Source organism: Legionella maceachernii (genome assembly GCF_900167045.1).
GTDB lineage: Bacteria > Pseudomonadota > Gammaproteobacteria > Legionellales > Legionellaceae > Tatlockia > Tatlockia maceachernii.
The window spans coordinates 33,003-54,263 of the sequence record NZ_FUXJ01000009.1; the positions used below are offsets into that span (position 1 = coordinate 33,003).

Here is a 21,261-nt window from a genome sequence, read left to right on the forward strand (position 1 = left end):
TTTAAGCAGTAAAAGCTGCATTGGCGCGATAGTAAAAAAATAACTACTCAACCCTCTTTCCAGAATAAAAATTAAGTTAGGGACAGAAGCATAGGTTAACTATGTATGATGTTTAAGGAGACGAAAAAAATTTGTATGTTGTTTGCTAATATTTAATTAGGAGTAGGCAGGCTAAAAGCTTAAGGTCTGTAAAATTATCGTCAGTCAAATGTAGGACATTTTATGGGAAAATCTAAGTTTACGTTTTTTAAAAATGCCAATCCATCCTCAATAGCACAATTAATTGAAAATATTACTAATAATAAACCTCTCATTCAGGAATTGATTCAAAGGATAACCATTTTCAAAAATTCTTTTGATGAAGAATTAAGGCAATCGCACAGGAATCGAGAAGAAATATTGGCTGCTTTCAACAGGAGCAAATGTTGCTTAGATACCTTAAAAAAGATGGATGCTAATCAACCCATTACCGCTGAGGAGCAACGCGTATTATTCGATTACATAAAACCAATGCACCTATCTGGAGCTCAAATTATTGAAGAAATTCCTAAAGATAAAACGGATGTTGAAGAAATAGCCAAAGATAGTCCAGAAGAAAAATCAGCAATGCCATAGGCGATTGTAGACGGCTCAATGAGTCTTTATTTAGCAAAAAATTGGAAGTAATAGTTATAGAGTCTCACATAGACGCCATTGGATTCATATTTTGTAAGCATTTGATTAATTTGTTCTATTTTGTCCGCATTATTAAAAGAAGTCGCAATTCCGATCCCATAACCGAGATCAAACGGCCGATGCAAAACGCGAGCTAAATCAGGATATCGATGCTCTATGTAGAGTGCAGTGTAATAATTAATAAAAGCTGCATCAGCTTCACCATTTTTTACTGCAAGCATTAAATCATCATAGATAGCATAAGTTACAATTTTAATTGGAACCGGCGAATTTTGCGCAAGAAAAGGTCCGTAGACTCGTCCGCGCAAGGTGGCAATTCGTTTGTTTTGTAAATCGCTTATAGTATAGATGGCAGATTGATTCGGGACGATAAAACCTCCCTCACTGGGCAAATAAGGTTGGCTAAACAAGTAAAGCAACTGGCGTTCTGGAGTAATAGTCAACCCTCCGATGATAAAATCCACCTGATTCTGATTGAGAGCTGAGAATAAATCATTATTTTGTACCGGAATGAATTCGCATTGCCAATTCAAGTCTGAGCAAATTAAGTTCATTAATTCGATATCGAACCCTTCAAGCATGTAGTGTTGTACATTCACTGCAAAAGGAGGTGCAAATACGGGAGTCCCAATTTTTACCGTAGCATGAAGAAATGAAGAGCAAAAAATGCAGCATAGTAAAAGGATGATGCGGATAAACCTTCTCTCCATAATGGTATCCATTGGCTCATATGTTATCTAGTATAGATCGAATTACCTATTCTGCAGCAAGATAGCCACAAACCCAACGAGCACTGACTGGCGTTTGGCAAAGCTGAATGAGCTGTTCATTCCGACCGAGATACGCAGCATAATTTATCCAAAGGTAGGCTGGATTTTTATTTACTTAGCACTAATGGTTTATAATTAAACAAATTGCCTCATCATATGGAATCGCAATGATTACTAAAGCACAGTTAAATGAATTATTAGACAATAAGTCAGTTCGTTTTTTTCTGGCAAAGATACCCAATCTAACTACCTTGCAAGACATAAAAAATGCATATCCTGATTATAAAGAGCAACTTTTAAAGAGGATTTCAGAGCCGGAGTTACTTAGTCAATTTACTGCAAATGAAAGTATTGAACGTTTTATGGGTATTTTTGACATTTCACCATATGATGAGGATTTTATAAATTCCTTAGGAGCAAAAACGGTATTAATGACTGACTCTTTTCGCCTTGAACCCCATATTATGCTGCATCATACCCTTACCAGGAATGAGTTAAATAATTTAACGCCTGAAAGTGAAGAGATGCTGGTTGCTAGGTTGGAGATTTTTATTAATTCGTTGCCTTATAATTATCATCTTACAACTGACCATAAAGACGATAGCCTATTAAAATTACAATTGGAAATTGATAAACAAAAAACGCTTTGGCAAGGTAAAAATGCCATTATTGCTCAGCTTGAGAAAATTGAGGCTGCTGCTAATCGACTAAGACCTATACCAACGCCAGCTTTATCAGAAAAACTAATTGTTTTTTTTAAGCAAAATAGGGAATATTTAAAGCCTGAAGAGTTAGACGAATTACCTGATGACCTTAAAGACAGGTTTACCCCTCCCGGTTAATCTCTTGGAGTTAAGGGTGCCATAGTATCTCTATCTATAATATTATTCCCTCTGTCTAGTGATGTTTAAAAAAGTGATTATCTCTTATTTAGAATCCTTTATATTTGGCCCTTGTTTCATTGAAAACATAATATATATTTTATTGTAATTTAATATCCCTTTAGCTTCGAAATTGCGCTGAAGCCTCAAATTGAAATGAGGTGCAACTAACGATAGATATTTGCTTTAATCTTTGGAGCCTATTCAGAGGAATAAACTCCAAAGCCAATTAACTCTAACAAAAAACAATAGCTCCTTTGCGTATCATTTAAATCACAAAGGGCCATTGCTTCAGATGCTCTTTTTAACTTAACGGCAGTGCGTGGGAAGAGGCTTGTTTAAGTAAGCTTAACATTGCTGTTTTGCTAATGTAGCCTACCGAGGTGAATTGATTTAATCGCTGCCCTTGAGCGTCAAAAAATAGCAGGGTGGGTGTGCCATAAATAGCAAAGCTCTTTTTGATGTCTGCGACCTCTTGATTATTTTCACTGAGATTAACTTTTACAGCGAATAAATTTTTCATTGCTTTAATCACCTCTGGTTGATTAAAGACTTTGGTGTCCATGTCTTGACAGTCGCTGCACCAGCTGGCCGAAAACTCTAAAAAGACTGGCTTATTTTCCTTTTTAGCACGCGCTAATTCCTGCTGAATTCCTTGCAAGGTATTTACCTCAAGAAAACGTGTAGAGGTATTAGCTTTAGTTACTGCTTTTGCTGGCACGAAGGGAGATACCATACTGTAAGTGAAAATGCTACCAAATCCTAAGACGATGATTCCTAAGATTTGCGATAGACGAGCAGATTTGTCTTCTATGGATCGTTGCATGGCTAAAGTGAATCCAGTGGCAATAAACAGTACAGCCCATAATAAATGGGTGATGATGACAGGTAATACTCGTCCTGACATCCAAATGGCGATGGCAAGCATCACAATACCAAAGAGCTGTTTTATTCTAATCATCCAAGCTCCCGTTTTAGGCAATAGTGAGCCGTAGCCTGCTGCCACTATAATCAGAGGAATACCCATCCCTAGCGCCATGACGAACAAGATTAATCCACCATTAAGTGCTTGCCCACTTTGGCTAATATAGGTGAGTACACCAATCAAGGGTGCTGTGACACAAGGCGAAACAATGAGCGTGGAAATCACCCCCATCAACAACGTCGACAAAAAATGAGACTTATTCGAGCGTTGACTGAGGCGATTTAAACGGGCATGCAGATGAGTGGGAAGTCGCAGCTCAAATAAGCCCAACATGGACAAGGCCATTAAGACGAAGAGGAGACTAAATCCCACAATGACTACAGGACGTTGCATGAGTGTTTGCACGGTAGAACCCATAAAACCGGCAAGCATACCTGCTGTAGCGTAAGTGATTGCCATACCTAACACATAACCTAAGGATAATTTAATTGCCTTTGGTGTCGATAAGGAATCTTGTCCTACAATGATCCCTGAGAGAATGGGTACCATGGGTAGGACGCAAGGAGTGAACGCCAGTAAGATTCCAACTATAAAAAAGGTACCTAAATAAATCAAAGCATTATTCTGCTGAATAAAATTGATGACAATGTCTGGATTTGCACTGTCAAACCCCCAAGAAAAAGACCAAACAGCATGTGAAATCAGCATTAATGTCATAGCGCCAAAAAGACGTATTAAGTGTTTCATTTTAAACCTCATAAAATCAATTGATTGATAGCCGATAAAAGCGCATGCTAATCGCTATAAACAAGCTCAGTGCGATTTATCGGTAATAGACTATTTTTGCTTTATTTAAAGCGAATAGGAGGTTTGAACGGTTGGGAGAGCGGTGAATTTGAAGTGAGTTGGGTAAGAACAAAAAAGAGCGCTCCTGCAAGGATGAATAAGAAAGGCGCAGTATTCAATTCATTTTCTGTCAAGGTGTAATAAGTCGATAATTGGCAGTAGCTTATGCTTGATGTCCGACTTGAACAATCGCTCGTTGTCATCGAGTAATGGGTTGAATTAAGTGGACTTTTATTCTGATTAAACGAACAGAATGGTTTTAAAAATAATAAAACCAGACAGAGGATCATTAAGCAGAGAAGTGGTTTTGTGCTAATTTTCATCAAATCATGATAACAGTAGAAAAAGGAAGTGTAAATATTTGCACTTGGCTCTGGATGAAAACAAATCGCTCTCAATTTGAAAAGTGGGTGTACTAGAATAGTAGTTATGATTAAGAAAATTCTCCTGCCAAAAGAATTAAATGACAATTCCTCTGTTGCCCTGCATGAAACAGGGAGAGAAAGAAAATTATTGTCGTTTAATTTAATTTTTATTTGTGCATTTATTTTTATTATTTTTTTCTATTTTTTTTCATATAAGCAGATTGATCGATTGATGTCAGCGAATGCATTAGTCATTCACACTTATGACGTTATTGAAGCCACCGATAATGTACTCTACTTAGTTATTGATAGTGAAACCCACCAGCGAGGGTATTTCATTACTGGGGATAGGCAGTTTTTAATAGAAAGAGATGAATCAGTCGCTGCTTTAAGGAAAAATTTAAAACGTCTTAAAAAATTAACACAGGATAATCCTTCACAAACTGAAAGAGTAGCTGAATTGGCTGATTTGATAGAAAAGCGCATTGGTTTACTTAATCAAACCAAGCAGATAAAAGAAAGAAATTTAGCAAACACAGAAGGAGGTTTAAATGTAATCAAGCTTGGGCAATCAATGTCAAATCATATCCGCTATTTGACTGAGGAAATTAAATCCGTAGAGCTAACCTTATTAACTGAACGAAATCGTACCGTTTTCGTAAATACCACAACAGCCAATGTTATTCTAATGGTAGGAAATTTAATTAGCTTAATCTTTCTCATTATCGCTTTTATCCTCTTTAACCGCGAATTAAAAAAACGCATTCTCTCCGAAGAAAAAGGGAGAAATACTGAATCTCGATTACGAAGCATTCTCGAGGGGGCGCATGATAGGATTGCTGCCATTAACACCGAATACCAATATATTCTTTTTAATGAGTCCTATCAAAATGAATTCAAACGGCTTTTTGGAGTATCAATCAGCCTTGGAATGTCTGTGCAGGATGCCTTAGCGAGTATACCTGAAGCTAGAGCTAAACTATTAAATGCCTGGGAAGCTGCGTTAGAGGGTAGAGAATGCACCCAAGATATAGAATTGACTCATGAACACAAGAAAGAGACTTATGAAATTACTTCGAGTTCCATAGCAAACGATAAAAAGCAGATTATTGGTGCAGTACAGATTATGCGCAATATCACTAAACGCATTCAAGAGCAAGCCAAGCTTCAGGAGTATAATGAAAAACTTAACCATGGTATGAAAGAATTACAGCATAAAAATCAACAGATTACTCTATTGGTTGAAATGAGTGATAACTTATTGGCTTGTGCTTCTCAAGAAGAATTGGGCACCGTGATTAAACGATATAGTCAAAGAATGCTAGATTTTTCGAAAGGCATTTTATACGTTATGCATCCATCAAAGAATTTTTTAGAAGCCATCGAAAGATGGGGAGAGCCAAACGAACAAGACAGGACATTTTATCCTGATCAGTGTTGGGGTATTCGACGGGGAAGACTGCATCACGTGAAAAGTGCTCATGCAGAATTGATCTGTAATCACATCAAAAAAACAGAAAACAATACGTCTTATCTTTGTGTACCCTTAATGGCACAAAACGATATTTATGGATTGTTGTTTATGGAAATGCACGTAGATCAAGAAAAGCAATTCACAGAAAGCACGAAGCTTATAGTTAATGCATTTTCTGAACTTACTGCTTTGGCTTTGGCAAATGTCAGATTGCGAGAAAATTTACGCTATCAATCCATTCGTGATCCACTGACTGCACTGTATAACCGACGCTACTTAGAAGACTTTCTTCAAAAACAAATTCATCAATCTGAACGGGCGAAAAATAATCTTGCGGTTTTAATTTTAGATTTAGATCACTTCAAAAAAATAAATGACACGTATGGCCATGATGCAGGTGATATTTGCTTAAAAGAGATTGGACGATTGCTAGAAGGTGATATTCGAATGGGAGATATTGCCTCCCGCTATGGTGGCGAGGAGTTCGTTATAGTTCTCTATAATACTGATCTTATGGCAGCAAAAAGACGTGCTGAAAACATCAGGTGCGATGTTTCTATGTTATCCATAAAATATGGTGCCCAGCATGTGGGTCCGATAACAGTATCCATCGGCATTTCGATTTACCCACAACACGGTTTAACGATTGCCGAATTAATTGATGCAGCGGATAAGGCTCTCTATGCGGCGAAAAATTCGGGTAGAAATAAGATCATTGCCTACGGGGAAAAGGGAAGTGCTAGCCTTTCTAATCCACATAAGGATGGCTAAAATTAATTATTTCTGCCAAAAATACGGCGAAAAAAGAATAAGCAAGGAGAATATCTCCAGCCGCCCGGCAAGCATGGCAAATATCATTACCCATTTACTGGATGGATTAAGGTGCGCACAGGTTTCATGAATGCTTCCAATACCCGCCCCAGAGTTTGATAAAGAGGCCGTAATTGCCGAAAAAGAAGTGAGAAAATCGTTTCCCAGTGCCATAAAGAGAAGCACTAAACCAAAAAAAAGAGCAATGAACACGGATAAAAATCCCCACATCGATTGTAAGATGGGCTCTGCTAAACTGTGTTTACCGAATTTAATAGGGATAATGGCATTAGGATGGATAAGGCGGACAATTTCGCGTTTGCTTTGCTTATAAATTAATAAAGCACGAATGACTTTGACACCCCCACTGGTTGATCCAGCACAGCCTCCTATGAGAGCTAACAAGGTAATAAGCAAGGGAATGTAAGTAGGCCAATTGCTAAATTGAGCGGAAATGAATCCTGTTGTTGTGGCCATTGAAATGACATTAAATAAGGATTTAATGAAAGCATGATGATTGGCTCTAAAAAAACCATAAAGCACAAGACTGATGCCCACAAGAACAGTGGCGCTAATCAGGAAAAAAATATAATTGCGGAATTCTTCATCATGCCAGTAATGGCGTAAACTTTTTTTCTGAAAAGCAATAAAGTGAAGCGCAAAATTGGTTCCACCTAACAGCATGAAAAAGCAAGCAATTAACTCAATAATATCATTTTGATAGAAAGCAAAGCTGTTATCATGCATGGAGAAGCCCCCCGTGGAAACGGTAGCAAAACTCTCCCCTAAGGCGTCGAACCAATCCATTCCGGCTACCCAATAACAGCCCATGCAAATGATGGTCAAAAGCAGGTAAATATACCACATGGCTTTGGCTGTATGAGCAATGCGTGGGGTTAGTTTGGCGTCTTTCATTGGACCTGGTGTTTCAGCTCTAAAAAGTTGCATTCCCCCCACGCCAAGCATGGGCAAAATGGCTACTGCTAATACCACAATACCCATACCGCCTAAAAACTGCAGTTGTTGGCGATAAAATAAAATAGCCTGAGGTAATCCCTGTAAGTGCTCGATGACTGTTGCTCCAGTTGTGGTTAAGCCTGACACGGTCTCAAAAAAAGCATCCGTCATGCCGTGGCTTTGCTGGTGAAGCACGAAAATAAAAGGAAGTGAAGCAAAAAAACAGAGGACGAACCAAAATAAGACAACAATAATAAATCCTTCGCGAATTTTAAGTTCATGATGCTGAGAACGACAACATAACCACAACAGGAATCCCGTGAGGAAGGTGCAAATGAACGCCACCACAAAGGGAAACCAGAAGTTTTCCCAAAAGATAACATTAATAATCAGAGGGGTAAGCATACTTAGGCTAAACATCATTAAAAGCAAGCCTAAAAGGCGAAGAATGGTTTTAATCTGCATTCATTAATTTCCCTGAGAACCTCTAGGACATAAAAGTCAAATTCACTTGAAACAGCGATTCTACTTGGCGAACGTAACGTTTTTTTAACAGCAAGAGAATAACGTGGTCGCCTGAAGCAAGAACTAACTCAGGATTTGGCATGAGAACCTTCTCGGCTCGAGTGAGTGCTGCTATAGAACAACTGGGAGGTAGCTCAATTTCTGATAGTTTGCGACCAACCACTTGTGAAGTCAACTCATCACCGTGAGTAATGAGCTCAATGGCTTCTGCTTCATTATCTTGCAATCGATAAACCTTCACCATATTGCCACGGCGTAACTTGGCAAGGATACTGCCAATCGTAATTAATTGGGGTGAAATGGCATGGTCGATGGGACTGTCTTCAATCAACTCCACGTAAGCATTTCGATTAACCAAGGCAATGGCATAACGGGCTCCTAATCGCTTTGCTTGCAAGCTAGACATGATATTGGCCTCATCGTCATTAGTGACCGCACAAAAGACGTCAGTGAATTCAATGTTTTCATTGATGAGAAGATCGCGATCAGCAATATCCCCTTGTAAAACGGTGCCTTTATGCAGATGGGAAGCAAGAAAGCTAGCTCGCATTAAATTGCGATCAATCACTTTAATGCGATAGTGGTTTTCTAATGCTTGGGCCAGCCCAGCGCCTATATGGCCGCCTCCTGCAATCATAATGCGATGATTGGGATGCGTGTAGCGACCTAAGGCAATAAGCACTTGTTGCGTTGCAGCAGGAGAGGCGGCAAACAATACAGTATCACCCATGACAATCTCACAATCCTCACGAGGTTCTAAGGCAACTTTATCACGGAAAATAGCAACCACTCGGGCTTCAATAGAAGATAAGTGTTGATAAAGCTGCCCAATGGTCTTTCCTACTATGATCCCTTCTTGCGAAAGTTTAATGGTCATTAATAAAATTTGCCCGTCAGCAAATTCAAGGATTTGAGTGGCACCTGGATAATGAATCAAATTTTCAATGTGCTCAGTGACCAGTTTTTCGGGGCTGATACACACATCCACTGGAACATGATCATTGCGAAATAGTTGCGGGTAATCGTAATAATGTTCGGAGCGAATACGGGCTATTTTTGTCGGTGTGCGAAACAAGCTATAAGCAATCTGGCAACCCATCATATTAATTTCGTCGCTGTTGGTGACTGCAATTAACATATCGGCTTGTTCTATACCTGCTTCAATTAAAACATTAGGATGCGAACCAGAGCCCTGAACAGTTTGAATATCAAGCCGATGCTGTAATTCACGTAGACGCTCTTCGCTTAAATCCACTAAAGTAACATCGTTATCTTCTCGCGCAAGATTGCGAGCAAGCGTAGCCCCCACTTGCCCTGCGCCTAAAATAACTATTCGCATGGCATTAAGACTCCTTCATAAACGAAGGCAGCAGGTCCAGTCAACGAGAGAGGACCCTTAGTGTCTGGCCAATCTACCCTTAATTCTCCGCCTGGTAGCTCAATATGGATTTGTTCAGCTAAATGATGATAAAGGCGTCCAACTGCCGCTGCCGCTAAAGCGCCGCTGCCACACGCCTTTGTTTCGCCACAACCGCGTTCGTAAACGCGTAGGCGAATACGGTGAGTATCGATAATCTGCATGAATCCTGCATTGGTTTGCTCAGGAAAAAGAGGATGTTCGCTGATTTCTTTACCTAAAGTTGCTACAGGGGCTTCGCTCACATCATCGACGATACTCACTGCGTGGGGGTTGCCGACATTAATGGCATGAACTTTACAACCGGAACCGTCTTCTAAAGGAAGTTGATAAAGAACGGCCTGATGATTCACTAATAAGGGAATGTCTTCCGGTCTATGCTTAGGCTGTCCAAAATCGACGGTGACCGTATCATTTTCATTAAGTATAAGACGCATTGTGGTGGTACAAGTTGCCACTGAAATGGTTTTTTTAGTGGTTAAGCCATAATGGTAAACAAACCGAGCAAGGCAGCGAGCACCATTACCGCATTGTCCGACTTCTTGGCCATCCGCATTAAAAATGCGATAAAAGAAATCGATTTCAGGATCTTTGCTTGCTTCTACGAATAAACACTGATCAAATCCCACACCGGTATCGCGGCGAGCAAGCGCTTTGATTTGGCTAGGGTTTAAGTGGATTTGCTGGCGAATTGCATCGATTACCATGAAATCGTTCCCTATCCCATGCATCTTTGTAAATCGAATTGTCATTTAGTATCTCATCGCTTTTGGCAGTTTGCTCTGATGTGCTTTCTTGTTTTCAGGTAGATAGAGCGGTCCTTTTTGTCCGCAAGCGGATAAAATTCCTACTGATATACAAATAATAAGTATAAAAGCAAATAGGCGCATCATAAATTACCTGGTCATGTAAAGCGTAAGGGATTAAGCTTAGCACATGTAAGGTGGTTAGGATAATTTCCAATATACTCGTGATCCTTCAAAATGCTATGTTTTGAAGGATCACGAGTATATACCTCGTCTTATGCTATTAAAATAAGTTAATTGGTGTATTGTCATTCTCGCCCTCGACAATGACAAAATTCTTAACTTAATGCAGTGAGCCTTGCCATAATCCCACGCTTTAGTGATAATTTGAGTTTTTTTGGAGACATGGGTTGAACGTTTATATTAAGAAACCACAGCAGCAAGCCCATTCTTGCGTAATTTGGATGCATGGATTAGGTGCTGACGCTTCTGATATGGCAAGTCTTGCAGAGCAATTGTTACTTGAAGATTTAAGTCTGCGTCATGTCTTTCTTGATGCCCCGGTACGTCCGGTCACTCTCAATAATGGCATGGCCATGCGTGCTTGGTATGATATTGTTGGGATGAAATTAACGGATAGAGAAGACAAAGAGGGAGTTCTTCAGTCTGCGCTGTTTATTCGTGAAGTGATTGACAGCCAAATTAAAGATGGGTTTACCACGGAACAAATTTTCTTGGCTGGATTTTCTCAAGGTGGAGCGATGGCTTTGTATACCGCCTTACACATGCCTACCGCACTTGCTGGGGTGATTGCCTTGTCGGCCTATTTGCCGTTAGCAGACCAGTGCAAAGCTTCCCTGCCTAAAACCACACCGGTATTTATGGCTGGAGGACAGTATGATCCCATTGTCTTGCCGATTTGGACAAAGCAAACTGCTGAATGGTTAACCTCTGCTGGTTACCCGGTGAGTATGCATAACTATCTTATGGAACATTCGGTTTGTGCTGAGGAAGTTAACGATCTTTCTCGTTGGCTAATTACTCAGGTAAAAGGAGAACATTGATGACTGTGGTTCAAAAATCAAGAATAGTTCCTTTTACTTGTGAACAGATGTTTGTTTTAGTTAATGATGTTGAGCATTATGCCGAATTTTTACCTTATTGTTCTCAAAGCTTGGTGCATCATCGTGACGAAGATGAAGTGCAAGCGACATTAGTTATTGCCGCTGCCGGAATGAGTCGATCATTTACCACTCGCAATCGTCTTCAAACCAATAAAATGATAGAAATCCGCTTAGTGGACGGTCCGTTTAGTCATTTGGAAGGTTTTTGGCGCTTTGATGAAGAACCGAATGGGTGTAAAGTTTCTTTCGATTTGGAGTTCGAATTTGCAGGCCGCATGTTTTCCATGCTTTTAGGACCTATTTTCGAACAGGTCACTGATAAAATGGTTGACGCGTTTTGTGACCGTGCTGAGGCCATATATGGTAAAGGTTGAGCTGGTTTACATTGCCGCCGATCAATCATTAGTGCAGATACCTCTGGTTGTAGACAATGGTGCGACAGTTGCGGATGCATTGACGCAATCAGGGATCCTTAGCACCCACCCAGAAGTAAAAGAGTTGCCTCTCGGTATTTTCTCAAAGCAAGTGTCTTTAGACACTGTATTAAAATCAGGCGATCGTATTGAAATATACCGGCAACTTACTCTTGATCCCAAAGAGAGAAGACGCCAGCGAGCAAAAAACAGTGCGCGTTGAACATTTCGAGTATCGAGGGAATAGCCAACGTGTTCTTAGCGTTAACCGCAAATTTCACCAAAGCAAAGGTTGCTAAATGATCAATTATACAGCTACTTACACGGATAAGTATCAACTCACTATGGCTCAGGTTTATTTTTTAAAAGGTCAAAAAAATCATGTCGCCGTTTTTGATTATTTCTTTCGTAAACTTCCTTTTGGCGGAGGCTATGCCATTTTTGCCGGACTAGAGGATTTATTAGAAATACTGGAAAATTTTTCTTTTAGTCCCTCAGATATTGCCTATTTACATACTCAAGGGTTTCACCCTGATTTTCTTGAATATCTTAAAACGTTTCAATTCAAAGGAACGGTGTATGCGTCACAGGAAGGTGAGCTTGTGTTTCCCACTTGTCCGGTAGTAACTGTAGAAGCTGATATTATTGAAGCACAACTCATAGAAACTCTATTGTTAAATCTGTTAAATTTTCAAACGCTTATAGCCACTAAAGCCAGTCGCATGCGATATATAGCTGGGCCACGAGAATTGATTGATTTTGGCTTACGTAGAGCGCAAGGACCTGGGGGGTACTATGCAAGTCGGGCTGCCATTATTGGTGGCTTTAACAGTACAAGTAATGTGTGCAGTGGGCGTGATTATTACATTCCCATTTCAGGAACAATGGCTCATTCTTTTGTGCAAAGTTACGATGATGAACTCGCTGCGTTTCGGGATTTTGCAGAAGGTTGGCCTGATCATTGTGTCTTACTTGTGGATACTTACAATACCCTGGAATCTGGTGTACCCAATGCCATTATCATTGCAAAAGAGATGGAAAAACGGGGGAAAAAACTGAAAGGCATTCGACTAGATAGCGGCGATTTAGCCTATTTAGCAAAAAGAGCCCGAGCTATGTTGGATGAGGCAGGATTAGCCTATGTTAAAATCACTGCTTCTAATCAATTGAACGAAGAGGTCATTAGAAGTCTTCTTGAACAGGAGGCGCCCATTGATTCATTTGGTGTGGGTACCAACTTGGTTATTGGAGTGCCTGATGCGGCGCTAGACGGTGTGTATAAGTTGGCTTTTGCGAATAATAAGCCCCGCATTAAACTGTCAGAAACGTTATCGAAAGTAACCTTGCCTTATAAAAAACAAACCTATCGTGTTTTGCAGACCGATGGAACATTTTTAGGCGCTGATGTGATAGCGCTTTCTGATGAAGAGGATTTGGAGATAATGTACCATCCTTTTGAAGAGACGAAGTCTCTTTCTCTAAAAAATTATAAAAAAGAACCGCTATTGCGTAAGGTGATGGAAAAAGGTAAACGATTATTCGCCGTTAAATCGCTTAACGAAATCGCCGCTTTTAACCAACAGCGGTTAGCTTGTTTATCCGATGAATATAAACGTTTGATTAACCCTCACGAGTATAAAGTGGGCTTAAGTGAGCAGCTGAAACGGCAACGCGAACAGTTAATCCAAAAAATGAAAGGATACAGGCAATGCGGGTCTTAATCCTCATTGATCTTCAGAATGATTTTATGCCGGGTGGGGCATTAGCTGTTCCGCAGGGGGATTTAATTATTCCTGTTATTAATCGGTTGCAAATGCATTTTGATTTAATTGTAGCAACCCAAGACTGGCATCCGGCTGATCATAAAAGTTTTGCCTCCCAGCATTCTGGCAGAAACCCTTTTGACAAAATCATGCTTTACGGTGGCGAACAAACACTTTGGCCAGACCACTGTGTACAAGGTACAGTAGGTGCCGATTTTCACCCGCACCTTGACACCAGACCCATTGAAGCTATTTTTCGCAAAGGTACCGACAAGGAAAATGACAGTTACAGCGGATTTTATGATAACAAGCGCAAAAAAAGCACGGGATTGGCTGGCTTTTTACGTGATAAAGGAGCGCAAAATCTTTATTTCTGCGGTTTATGTGCAGATATTTGCGTGTATTACACGCTTAAAGATGCGATAGCGGAGGGTTTTTCGAGTTGGTTGATTGAAGATGCGACAAAGCCTTTAGATCACGCCAAATTCCAAGAGATAAAAAAAGAACTGGTGCAGCAAGGAGTTGGAATTATAAAAAGCGCTGACCTGTAAAGGATGTTTTGGCAAGGGACGCATCATCCCCAGAAGCGTTGTCTTTCGTTTCAGTTTCCCGGTTTATGTCCTTCTGTATTACCCTGTTCCCTGGAAAAAAACGCTGTAAATGGTTATTCGAGAGCAATTTTACTGATTTGATGCAGCTTACTGAGTTGAAAAAAGTGTCTGAGGATTGACCGAGAGTCTTTTTATCTTGCGCATAATTGAGAACGGAGTAAATTTGCCCGAGTGAAAGCAAGTTTTCAGCGACAAAACTTAAAATATATACTTTTATTTCTGGAGGCAATTCCAAAATGGGAGTCTTATCCTCTGGTTTAAAGCAACACAAAATCCGAGAAAAAAGAAGCAAATCAATGGATTTTCTCCTTACAAGAATATCCACACGTTGAATATGATCAATTAACGTGGCCACTTGACTGACTGGGTCTCGCTGTTTCTTGGTGAGCAGGATAGAGGCTTTAGTGGATTTTGCCTGAGGTAAAGTAGGGCTAATCTTGTTATGCATAAGATTAACCGATTCTAAAGAGTCATTCACTTCACAAGTAAAATAAAATTCGGCAAGGGTTTGATTAGAGAGAGCCGTTTTTTTCAACCAAATTGTTTTCAATGTTTTATTATTTCTTAAGCTATAAGCGATATTAACCGTGCTATTATCCGTTAAGGCGTTTTCTGAAAGATTTAAAAATAATAAGGAATGGTTCGTTTGCAAAACGTCAGCAACCCAATCGCCTTCTTCATCCGCTAAACCGCATTTTTCTAATGATAATCGCTGCAGTGTAGTACTCGCTTTTAAACGCTCGAAAAAATTGGTTTTGGCTAAACCACTTAGTTTATTTTTACTGAGGTTCAATTCAGTTAATGCATTATTCTCGAGAATACCGCAAGGAGAAATTGCCTGCGTGCAAGAATGTTCAATTTCATTACTGCTTACGTCAAGGTGTTGCAGACGAGACGATTTGATTGCTTTAGCTAGACCCTGTAATCCTTCAGCAGTTATTCGATTATCACTCAAGTCTAGAGTAAGCAGGTGGGTAGAAGGCAAGACATCCGCAAGCAGTAAAATTGAACGGTCATCAAGTTGATTGCCTCTTAGTGAGAGTTTACTAAGACGGGTGTTGTTTTTTAGTGCATTAGTAAGAAGTACTATGTCCTCATACTGGAGTTTTTTACTGGATAAATCCACACTTTTTTGTTTCTCAGAATTATCAGAAATCTCCTGAATTATTTCCTTATCAATTGTCATTTTTACTCATTTATCCCAATAAATTTCACGTATTTTAACGGATATTACTATACTAAATCTATAGCCAAATAATAACGATAAAAAATAAGTGCGTGTGATTTTTTTTTGGAGATTTTATGGCTAAGATAAAAGCACTGCTTAGAGAGTTAAATAAGGCATTAAAAACAAATGATTACACAAAATTTTTGGATTTAATCCGAAGTGATACAAAATGCTTGCGTCATAAATTTGGTCCAGAAAATAGAACGCTTCTACACCATTTATGTGCTGTGAATGTAAGAAAAATCAATTTCGGTGGAGGTTCTCTTGAAAATATCGAAAGTGATGAAGAAGATGAAAAAGTTGAAAAAAAGGATGAATTTGAAATTGATGAGGATGCTTTTATTGAAATGTTAGATACGTTTATTAGTGAATTTGATTGCGATTTAAACGTAAGAGATAAACAAGGAAATACTCCCCTGCATTATGCGACAAGTACAGATAACGAACGTGTCGCGAGTTTGTTACTTGATTTTGAAGAAACTATCCCTGATTTGCCCAATTCTAGAGGAAATACCCCATTAGAAATAGCAGCTCATAATCAATTTTCAGCGATAGAAAAACTATTATTACAAGCATCCAATCAGCAGGTGCATAATCAAGAAATCCCTGAAGGAATGGACATAAAAAAATTTCAAAGGGCTAATAAAGAGGCTATTGTCGACCTCGGTCCTTTAAAACCACTTAAATCTGAAAAGCCCAGTGCGTATGAAGCAATAGAATCTACTTTATTTATTCAGAATGAAGCGATGAGAAAGCAATTTGCCGGGGTATTTAAAGTGGCTTACGAGAGCGAAATTTTAAGGCCAATGCTCAATCTTATGGGGTTGTGTGCATTAAAAGGAACGATAACACACTCCAGACGCATAACGTTGTTTATGGAATACCAACAGCTGCAGGAGCTTAAAAAAGAGGCCTCAGAAGATGATCTGGATTTATATGCTTTTGCATTGAAGCAAAAAGAGAAAGAATTAGGTAAGCGATTTAAAATCATCTGTGTTGATGCCCCTGACGTTGGCTCGCTCAAACCCTTGGCAGCCGAACCTCGGGGCCTGTATACGCATAAGAATTCAGTATTCGCTGCGACTGAAGGATTAGACTTATATGGGGTATTAGCAGTTATTCTTCATGAATCTTCTCATTTTGGTATTGATCACCTCTTTAAAAATTCGTCTGCACCTTACCCTAAAGGTTTCGACATACATCAGCGGAAGGAAAGATTTCAAAAAATTGTCCAAACAACGAAGGAAAATTTAACGCAAATCCTATCCTCTGTGAGCAGTGAGGAAGAGTTAGCCGCTTACAATGCGATTCAAACGGTGTTCACCGCCTATCCCAAAGAAGAGTGGGATATCGAGCTGATCGTTAGAGTTCCGCAGATTATCGCTTTACTTGGTCCAGAGAAGGGGCCACAGTGGTTACAAAAGAATACTCCTGAATTATTAGAGTATTATTTAACAGTCATCAACCCTGCCATAATGGGTTATTTGGCAGAGTACGATGCCTCTAAATATCTGAGTGATCCGCATTCCCTGCTGGCCGCTAAAGTGTTGTAATTTTTTAAGGCCAACAGAAAGGTGGTTTAAAAATACTCTAGGGCTTATGTTCAATACGGACCAGCGTATTATGTGAGAAATACAGGCTTAAATTATGCACCATCAAGGATCCATTTCCCTTGCGAAACGTATAAGCGTAATCCCAACGATCGGTGTTGAAGGTAGGGCTTAATAGACTAGTACCCATTAAAATGGCGACATCATTTTTGCTCATACCCGTTTTTAAGCGTTCTATTTTTGATTGTGGTAATAAATTTCCTTGCTCCACAATGCGGCGAGAAAAATCATAGGACGCACAATGAGTAAGAGTTAATGCTAAGCTAATAGCTCCAAGAATTGTAACGATACGCATTTTTTTGCCTGCCATGAAAAATTTCGCCATAATACCATGTCATCCATAGAAAGACACCTCCTAAGCTGCTTCGTTTGCAGCGGGAATACGTGATGGATATAGCCAAAGGAGCGCTTGTGGAAGAAAGCCAACAGTTAAAAGATGCAGGATTAAAGATTACTATGCCGAGGGTGAAAATATTGCAAATTTTAGAGCAATCCCCAAAGCATCATTTAAGCGCAGAAGGCGTTTATAAAGCGTTATTAGACATGGGTGAAGATGTTGGATTAGCGACTGTGTACCGGGTTTTAACACAGTTCGAAGTAGCAGGCTTGGTGACTCGTCATAATTTTGAGGGCGGACATTCGGTGTTTGAACTCAGTCAAGGGGAGCATCATGATCATCTCGTTTGTGTTAAGTGTGGTCGAGTCGAAGAGTTCGTCGATAAGATCATTGAAGAACGGCAACAAATGATTGCTGAAAATGCGCAATTCAAAATGACTGACCATGCCTTGAATATTTATGGTTTATGTCCTGATTGTCAAAAACCATAAGGGATGAATTATAATATAATTAAGTCTCTTGAGCCTATTCATAAACAAGGACGTTATGCATGTACGATGATTTACGCAAACCCTATCAGGTAGGGGATTTACCTGCAGTGCAATTGGGGGGAATTTTATTAAATGACCAATTATTGCCTGATGCACCCGTCAATTTGGTCGTAAAATCATTTAATCGCCATGGCCTAATCGCAGGAGCAACGGGTAGTGGTAAAACCAAAACCATGCAAGTGCTCAGTGAGCAACTCTCACTGCTAGGGGTTCCGAGCTTGGTCATGGATATCAAAGGTGATATTTCAGGCTTAGCAGAAAAAGGAGAGGCTAACCCCGCCTTGGAAGAACGGGCAAAATCATTAGGTTTAACTTACAGTCCTCGCGCTTTCCCTGTCGAATTATTGAGTTTAAACGAGACATCACAGGAGGGAATCCCTCTACGCTCAACTGTCGAAGCGTTTGGCCCCGTGCTGTTTTCTCGTATGCTCGATGTCAATGAAACACAAGCGGGGGTGGTTACCATTCTTTTTGAATTTGCCAAAGTAAATAAAATCCCTTTAATTGATTTAGCTGACCTTAAAGCCTTGTTACAGTTCGCGCAAAGCGATCAGGGCAAAGGAAAAATTGAAGCCAGTTTTGGCGGTGTATCTTCGGCGTCTGTTGGTACGATTGTCCGCAAGATCATTGAACTCGAATCTCAAGGAGCAGACCAGTTTTTCGGTGAGCCAGCATTTAATGTAATGGATTTAGTGAGGACAAATGCTCAAGGGCTCGGCATTATCTCTATCTTACGGTTGCTCGACATGCAAGATAAGCCAAAGCTATTTTCAACGTTTATGCTCAAATTGCTATCTGATGTGTACAGGCAAATGCCCGAACTCGGCGACCCTTTGAAACCTAAACTCGTGATTTTTATTGATGAGGCGCATTTAATATTTAGTAATGCGAGTAAAGCCTTACTCAGCTTGTTGGATACCATGGTCAAGTTGATCCGTTCTAAAGGGGTGGGGCTCATTTTTTGTACGCAAACACCAAACGATATTCCGGATTCCGTATTAAGCCAATTAGGTTTAAAAATACAACACGCTTTACGCGCTTTTACAGCAAAAGATAGAAAAGCAATGAAACTGGTTGCGCAAAATTTTCCGCCCACTGACCATTATGACACCGAGGCGCTTTTAACCTCGCTTGGTATTGGTGAGGCTTTAGTCAGTGGATTAGATGCTAAAGGGGAACCCACGCCATTGGTGGAATGTCGAGTAAGGGCACCGGAGTCGCGCATGGGGGTTATTAGTCCTCAAGAAATTACTGCAGTAGTAGCCAGTTCAACGTTAATGCTGCATTATGGGAAACGAATGAAAGAAACATCCGCGCAGCAAGTTTTAGCGGCACAAGTAGCTGTTGCAGCGAGCGATAGCACGGTGGAGGTGAAAGGTAAGCGTAAAATGAATGATGAAACGCTGGTGGAGAAAATCAGCAAAAGCACCTTGTTTAGGCAAGTAATACGTCAGATAATGCGGGATCTAACACGATCATTATTATCCGCGTTGGGTATAAAACGACGCTAAATGGAATAAAGACTTAAGGAGAAACAATGCGCGTAGGCCATTTTTTTAAAAAAACGAAGATCGCAGCTGCAATGGTAGGTTTAACTTGCTTAATAACCAGTTTCGAATTGTCAGCAGCAGAGAGCCAAACCTCGACCCAAACCCCTAGTCAAACGGTCACAAACCCGGATGGTTCCTCGGTACAAACCTATCCTAATGGCACAAAAGTGATTACTAATTCAGATGGTTCTTCTGTTCAGACTAATACTGATGGTACAAAAATCGTTAAAAACGCGGATGGATCCTCCGTTCAGACTAGCCCTGATGGTACAGAAATGGTGACCAATGCGGATGGTTCATCGGTAAAAACCAGTCCGGATGGCACAAAAATTGTCAAAAATGCAGACAATTCATCTGTGGAAACGAGACCCGATGGTACACAAATCGTGATCAACGCAGATGGTTCATCAGTACAGACCAATCCTGATGGCACCAAAGTCATTAAAAACGCAGATGGCTCGGTTGTTAACAATGCCCAGTAATTGATCAAAGAACTTCATTCCTTCTCACAGTAAGGATGGGAAGAGGCTCAAAGAGTAGTCCTTGCTTATGTTCTAGGCCTTGGCCACAGGCTCTGATGATTTTAAGTAATTGACGGATTCTGTGGACAAGCCGCACGACGTAGCGATGAGATTCAATGTTTCAACAGCAGTGTCGATGAGCGATACTGATTCGGGTTCTTGTTTGACGATTAGACTGATTCAAAATCGAGAGATAGTATGAGTAGAACACCAAAATGGGAGCGACTTTGGCTTATCCCATTGATTTGTGTAATCGCGTCGAGCGCTTTTGCTGATACTAATGATAGTCCTTGCAATGGAATGCTCGCCATTGTCAACAGGCCAACTATTGCAGACAGCCCTTGTACCGCACCCAATAAAAAATTTATCCTCGAATTCGGTTATGAATACCTTAATTTGCTCGAGGGCATTCAGGGGCAAAGTTATCCGTTTGCTGAGTTGCGTTATGGTCTACCTGCGAATAATGAGATTTTTGTTTTTTTTCCTACCTATATCCATCTGTCAACAAGGCCGCGTTCAGGATTTAGTGAGATGGCGGTGGGTTATAAACATGAGCTTTTTTATACCAGCCGCATGATTGCTACCCTAGATGGCTCTATTGTGCCTTCGTCAGGCAGTAGAGCTTTTGGCAGTAAGGGGTGGGGCGGGGTAATTAATGGTATCTTCAGTTTTAACTTGAGTGAAAAATTAAGTTTTACTTCTCAATTAGGTTTTAGTAGTCAAACTCAATCAGTTCTTGCTGGTGGTAAGCGCTTCACTAGCGTAAATCCAGATGCTTTTTTCAGTTGGTTTCCAGTCGATAAATTGGAAATTTACGCAGAAATTTACGGGCAGAGCAAAACAGCACCCGATGAAGGCAGTGGTTTTAATGCTGCCGCAGGCTTCATTTTTCTTCCTTTCAAAAATATGACCATTGATTTTGAGGGCGGCCAGCGTATGAGGGGCTTTTTAGGGGGCGTGGAAAATTATGTGGCGGCAGGCGCAGCAATTCAATTTTAGGCAAGGTCGGAAATTCCTGTATTGATTTACTCAAAATTATCAAGTAGTATGCCTCCAACCCTTGGAAAGGTTAATGGAAATTATGGAGTTTTATCATGAAGAATAACAGCAAGAATAACACCTCTAAAACAATGGACATTCTCGGTTGCTCAATTTATCCCCC

21 protein-coding genes are annotated in these 21,261 nt (G+C 40.2%); 13 read left to right on the plus strand and 8 right to left on the minus strand.

All coding sequences use genetic code 11. From position 1 onward, the window contains the following. Positions 1-222: 222 nt before the first annotated feature. On the plus strand, positions 223-615 hold the full coding sequence (locus B5D33_RS08980; protein ID WP_058452042.1) for an SGNH/GDSL hydrolase family protein: 393 nt from the start codon (positions 223-225) through the stop codon (positions 613-615). A gap of 26 nt (positions 616-641) precedes the next feature. Here B5D33_RS08980 and B5D33_RS08985 read toward each other — a convergent pair whose 3' ends face one another. Continuing rightward, positions 642-1,385 (minus strand): transporter substrate-binding domain-containing protein, encoded by a 744-nt coding sequence (locus B5D33_RS08985; RefSeq protein ID WP_058452043.1) that lies wholly within the window; start codon positions 1,383-1,385, stop codon positions 642-644. A gap of 227 nt (positions 1,386-1,612) precedes the next feature. Here B5D33_RS08985 and B5D33_RS08990 point away from each other — a divergent pair, with 227 nt between their 5' ends. Continuing rightward, positions 1,613-2,287: a hypothetical protein gene (locus B5D33_RS08990; protein ID WP_058452044.1), complete on the plus strand. Its 675-nt coding sequence runs from the start codon at positions 1,613-1,615 to the stop codon at positions 2,285-2,287. Positions 2,288-2,630: 343 nt separating this feature from the next. Here the strand turns inward: B5D33_RS08990 and dsbD are convergent, their stop codons facing one another. Beyond that, on the minus strand, positions 2,631-3,998 hold the full coding sequence (gene dsbD / locus B5D33_RS08995) for a protein-disulfide reductase DsbD (RefSeq protein ID WP_058452045.1): 1,368 nt from the start codon (positions 3,996-3,998) through the stop codon (positions 2,631-2,633). Between the two features lie 528 nt (positions 3,999-4,526). Here dsbD and B5D33_RS09000 point away from each other — a divergent pair. Next, a complete protein-coding gene (locus B5D33_RS09000; RefSeq protein WP_234802488.1) occupies positions 4,527-6,707 on the plus strand; it encodes a sensor domain-containing diguanylate cyclase in 2,181 nt (726 codons plus the stop codon). 6 nt (positions 6,708-6,713) lie between these two features. Here B5D33_RS09000 and B5D33_RS09005 read toward each other — a convergent pair whose 3' ends face one another. From B5D33_RS09005 to lptM, 4 genes are read right to left on the minus strand one after another with little or no spacing between them, the layout of a single operon-like run. Beyond that, positions 6,714-8,168, minus strand: a complete 1,455-nt coding sequence (locus B5D33_RS09005) for a TrkH family potassium uptake protein (protein ID WP_058452046.1) — start codon at positions 8,166-8,168, stop codon at positions 6,714-6,716. A 22-nt stretch (positions 8,169-8,190) separates the two neighbouring features. After that, positions 8,191-9,567 (minus strand): Trk system potassium transporter TrkA, encoded by a 1,377-nt coding sequence (gene trkA, locus B5D33_RS09010; RefSeq protein WP_058452047.1) that lies wholly within the window; start codon positions 9,565-9,567, stop codon positions 8,191-8,193. Beyond that, the gene (dapF, locus tag B5D33_RS09015) at positions 9,558-10,397 is read right to left on the minus strand and encodes a diaminopimelate epimerase (RefSeq protein WP_058452048.1); all 840 of its coding nucleotides are present in this window, start codon (positions 10,395-10,397) and stop codon (positions 9,558-9,560) included. The genes trkA and dapF overlap by 10 nt, the downstream gene beginning before the upstream one ends. Beyond that, entirely contained in the window at positions 10,398-10,538 is a 141-nt protein-coding gene (gene lptM, locus B5D33_RS09020) for an LPS translocon maturation chaperone LptM (protein ID WP_078767395.1), read from the minus strand. Between the two features lie 263 nt (positions 10,539-10,801). On the opposite strand from lptM, the gene B5D33_RS09025 reads away from it, so the two are divergent. The 5 genes from B5D33_RS09025 to pncA all read left to right on the plus strand — a co-directional run bounded on the left by B5D33_RS09025 (position 10,802) and on the right by pncA (position 14,242). Continuing rightward, positions 10,802-11,455 (plus strand): alpha/beta hydrolase, encoded by a 654-nt coding sequence (locus B5D33_RS09025; RefSeq protein WP_078767396.1) that lies wholly within the window; start codon positions 10,802-10,804, stop codon positions 11,453-11,455. Further along, the gene (locus tag B5D33_RS09030) at positions 11,455-11,889 is read left to right on the plus strand and encodes a type II toxin-antitoxin system RatA family toxin (protein ID WP_058452049.1); all 435 of its coding nucleotides are present in this window, start codon (positions 11,455-11,457) and stop codon (positions 11,887-11,889) included. Before B5D33_RS09025 ends, B5D33_RS09030 begins: the two co-directional genes overlap by 1 nt. After that, positions 11,876-12,151 carry an RnfH family protein gene (locus B5D33_RS09035; protein ID WP_058452050.1) on the plus strand — a complete coding sequence of 92 codons (276 nt, stop codon included), beginning with the start codon at positions 11,876-11,878 and terminating at the stop codon, positions 12,149-12,151. The genes B5D33_RS09030 and B5D33_RS09035 overlap by 14 nt, the downstream gene beginning before the upstream one ends. A gap of 76 nt (positions 12,152-12,227) precedes the next feature. After that, positions 12,228-13,649 (plus strand): nicotinate phosphoribosyltransferase, encoded by a 1,422-nt coding sequence (locus B5D33_RS09040; RefSeq protein ID WP_058452051.1) that lies wholly within the window; start codon positions 12,228-12,230, stop codon positions 13,647-13,649. Beyond that, positions 13,637-14,242 (plus strand): bifunctional nicotinamidase/pyrazinamidase, encoded by a 606-nt coding sequence (gene pncA / locus B5D33_RS09045; protein WP_058452052.1) that lies wholly within the window; start codon positions 13,637-13,639, stop codon positions 14,240-14,242. Before B5D33_RS09040 ends, pncA begins: the two co-directional genes overlap by 13 nt. Here the strand turns inward: pncA and B5D33_RS09050 are convergent. Further along, positions 14,220-15,488: a leucine-rich repeat domain-containing protein gene (locus tag B5D33_RS09050; protein WP_058452053.1), complete on the minus strand. Its 1,269-nt coding sequence runs from the start codon at positions 15,486-15,488 to the stop codon at positions 14,220-14,222. The two genes, pncA and B5D33_RS09050, sit on opposite strands and share 23 nt — an antisense overlap. A 116-nt stretch (positions 15,489-15,604) precedes the next feature. Between B5D33_RS09050 and B5D33_RS09055 the strand changes: the two genes are divergently transcribed. Beyond that, positions 15,605-17,083, plus strand: a complete 1,479-nt coding sequence (locus B5D33_RS09055) for an ankyrin repeat domain-containing protein (protein ID WP_058452054.1) — start codon at positions 15,605-15,607, stop codon at positions 17,081-17,083. 37 nt (positions 17,084-17,120) lie between these two features. Here B5D33_RS09055 and B5D33_RS09060 read toward each other — a convergent pair whose 3' ends face one another. Next, positions 17,121-17,465, minus strand: a complete 345-nt coding sequence (locus B5D33_RS09060) for an outer membrane protein assembly factor BamE (RefSeq protein WP_058452055.1) — start codon at positions 17,463-17,465, stop codon at positions 17,121-17,123. Positions 17,466-17,551: 86 nt separating this feature from the next. Between B5D33_RS09060 and fur the strand changes: the two genes are divergently transcribed. The 4 genes from fur to B5D33_RS09080 all read left to right on the plus strand — a co-directional run bounded on the left by fur (position 17,552) and on the right by B5D33_RS09080 (position 21,098). Beyond that, a complete protein-coding gene (gene fur / locus B5D33_RS09065) occupies positions 17,552-17,968 on the plus strand; it encodes a ferric iron uptake transcriptional regulator (RefSeq protein ID WP_058452228.1) in 417 nt (138 codons plus the stop codon). A 59-nt stretch (positions 17,969-18,027) separates the two neighbouring features. After that, a complete protein-coding gene (locus tag B5D33_RS09070) occupies positions 18,028-19,539 on the plus strand; it encodes a helicase HerA-like domain-containing protein (protein WP_058452056.1) in 1,512 nt (503 codons plus the stop codon). A 26-nt stretch (positions 19,540-19,565) separates the two neighbouring features. Then, positions 19,566-20,060, plus strand: a complete 495-nt coding sequence (locus B5D33_RS09075; protein ID WP_058452057.1) for a T-complex 10 C-terminal domain-containing protein — start codon at positions 19,566-19,568, stop codon at positions 20,058-20,060. A 237-nt stretch (positions 20,061-20,297) separates the two neighbouring features. After that, complete coding sequence (locus tag B5D33_RS09080) at positions 20,298-21,098, plus strand: hypothetical protein (RefSeq protein ID WP_058452058.1); 801 nt, start codon at positions 20,298-20,300, stop codon at positions 21,096-21,098. Positions 21,099-21,261 lie beyond the last annotated feature (163 nt).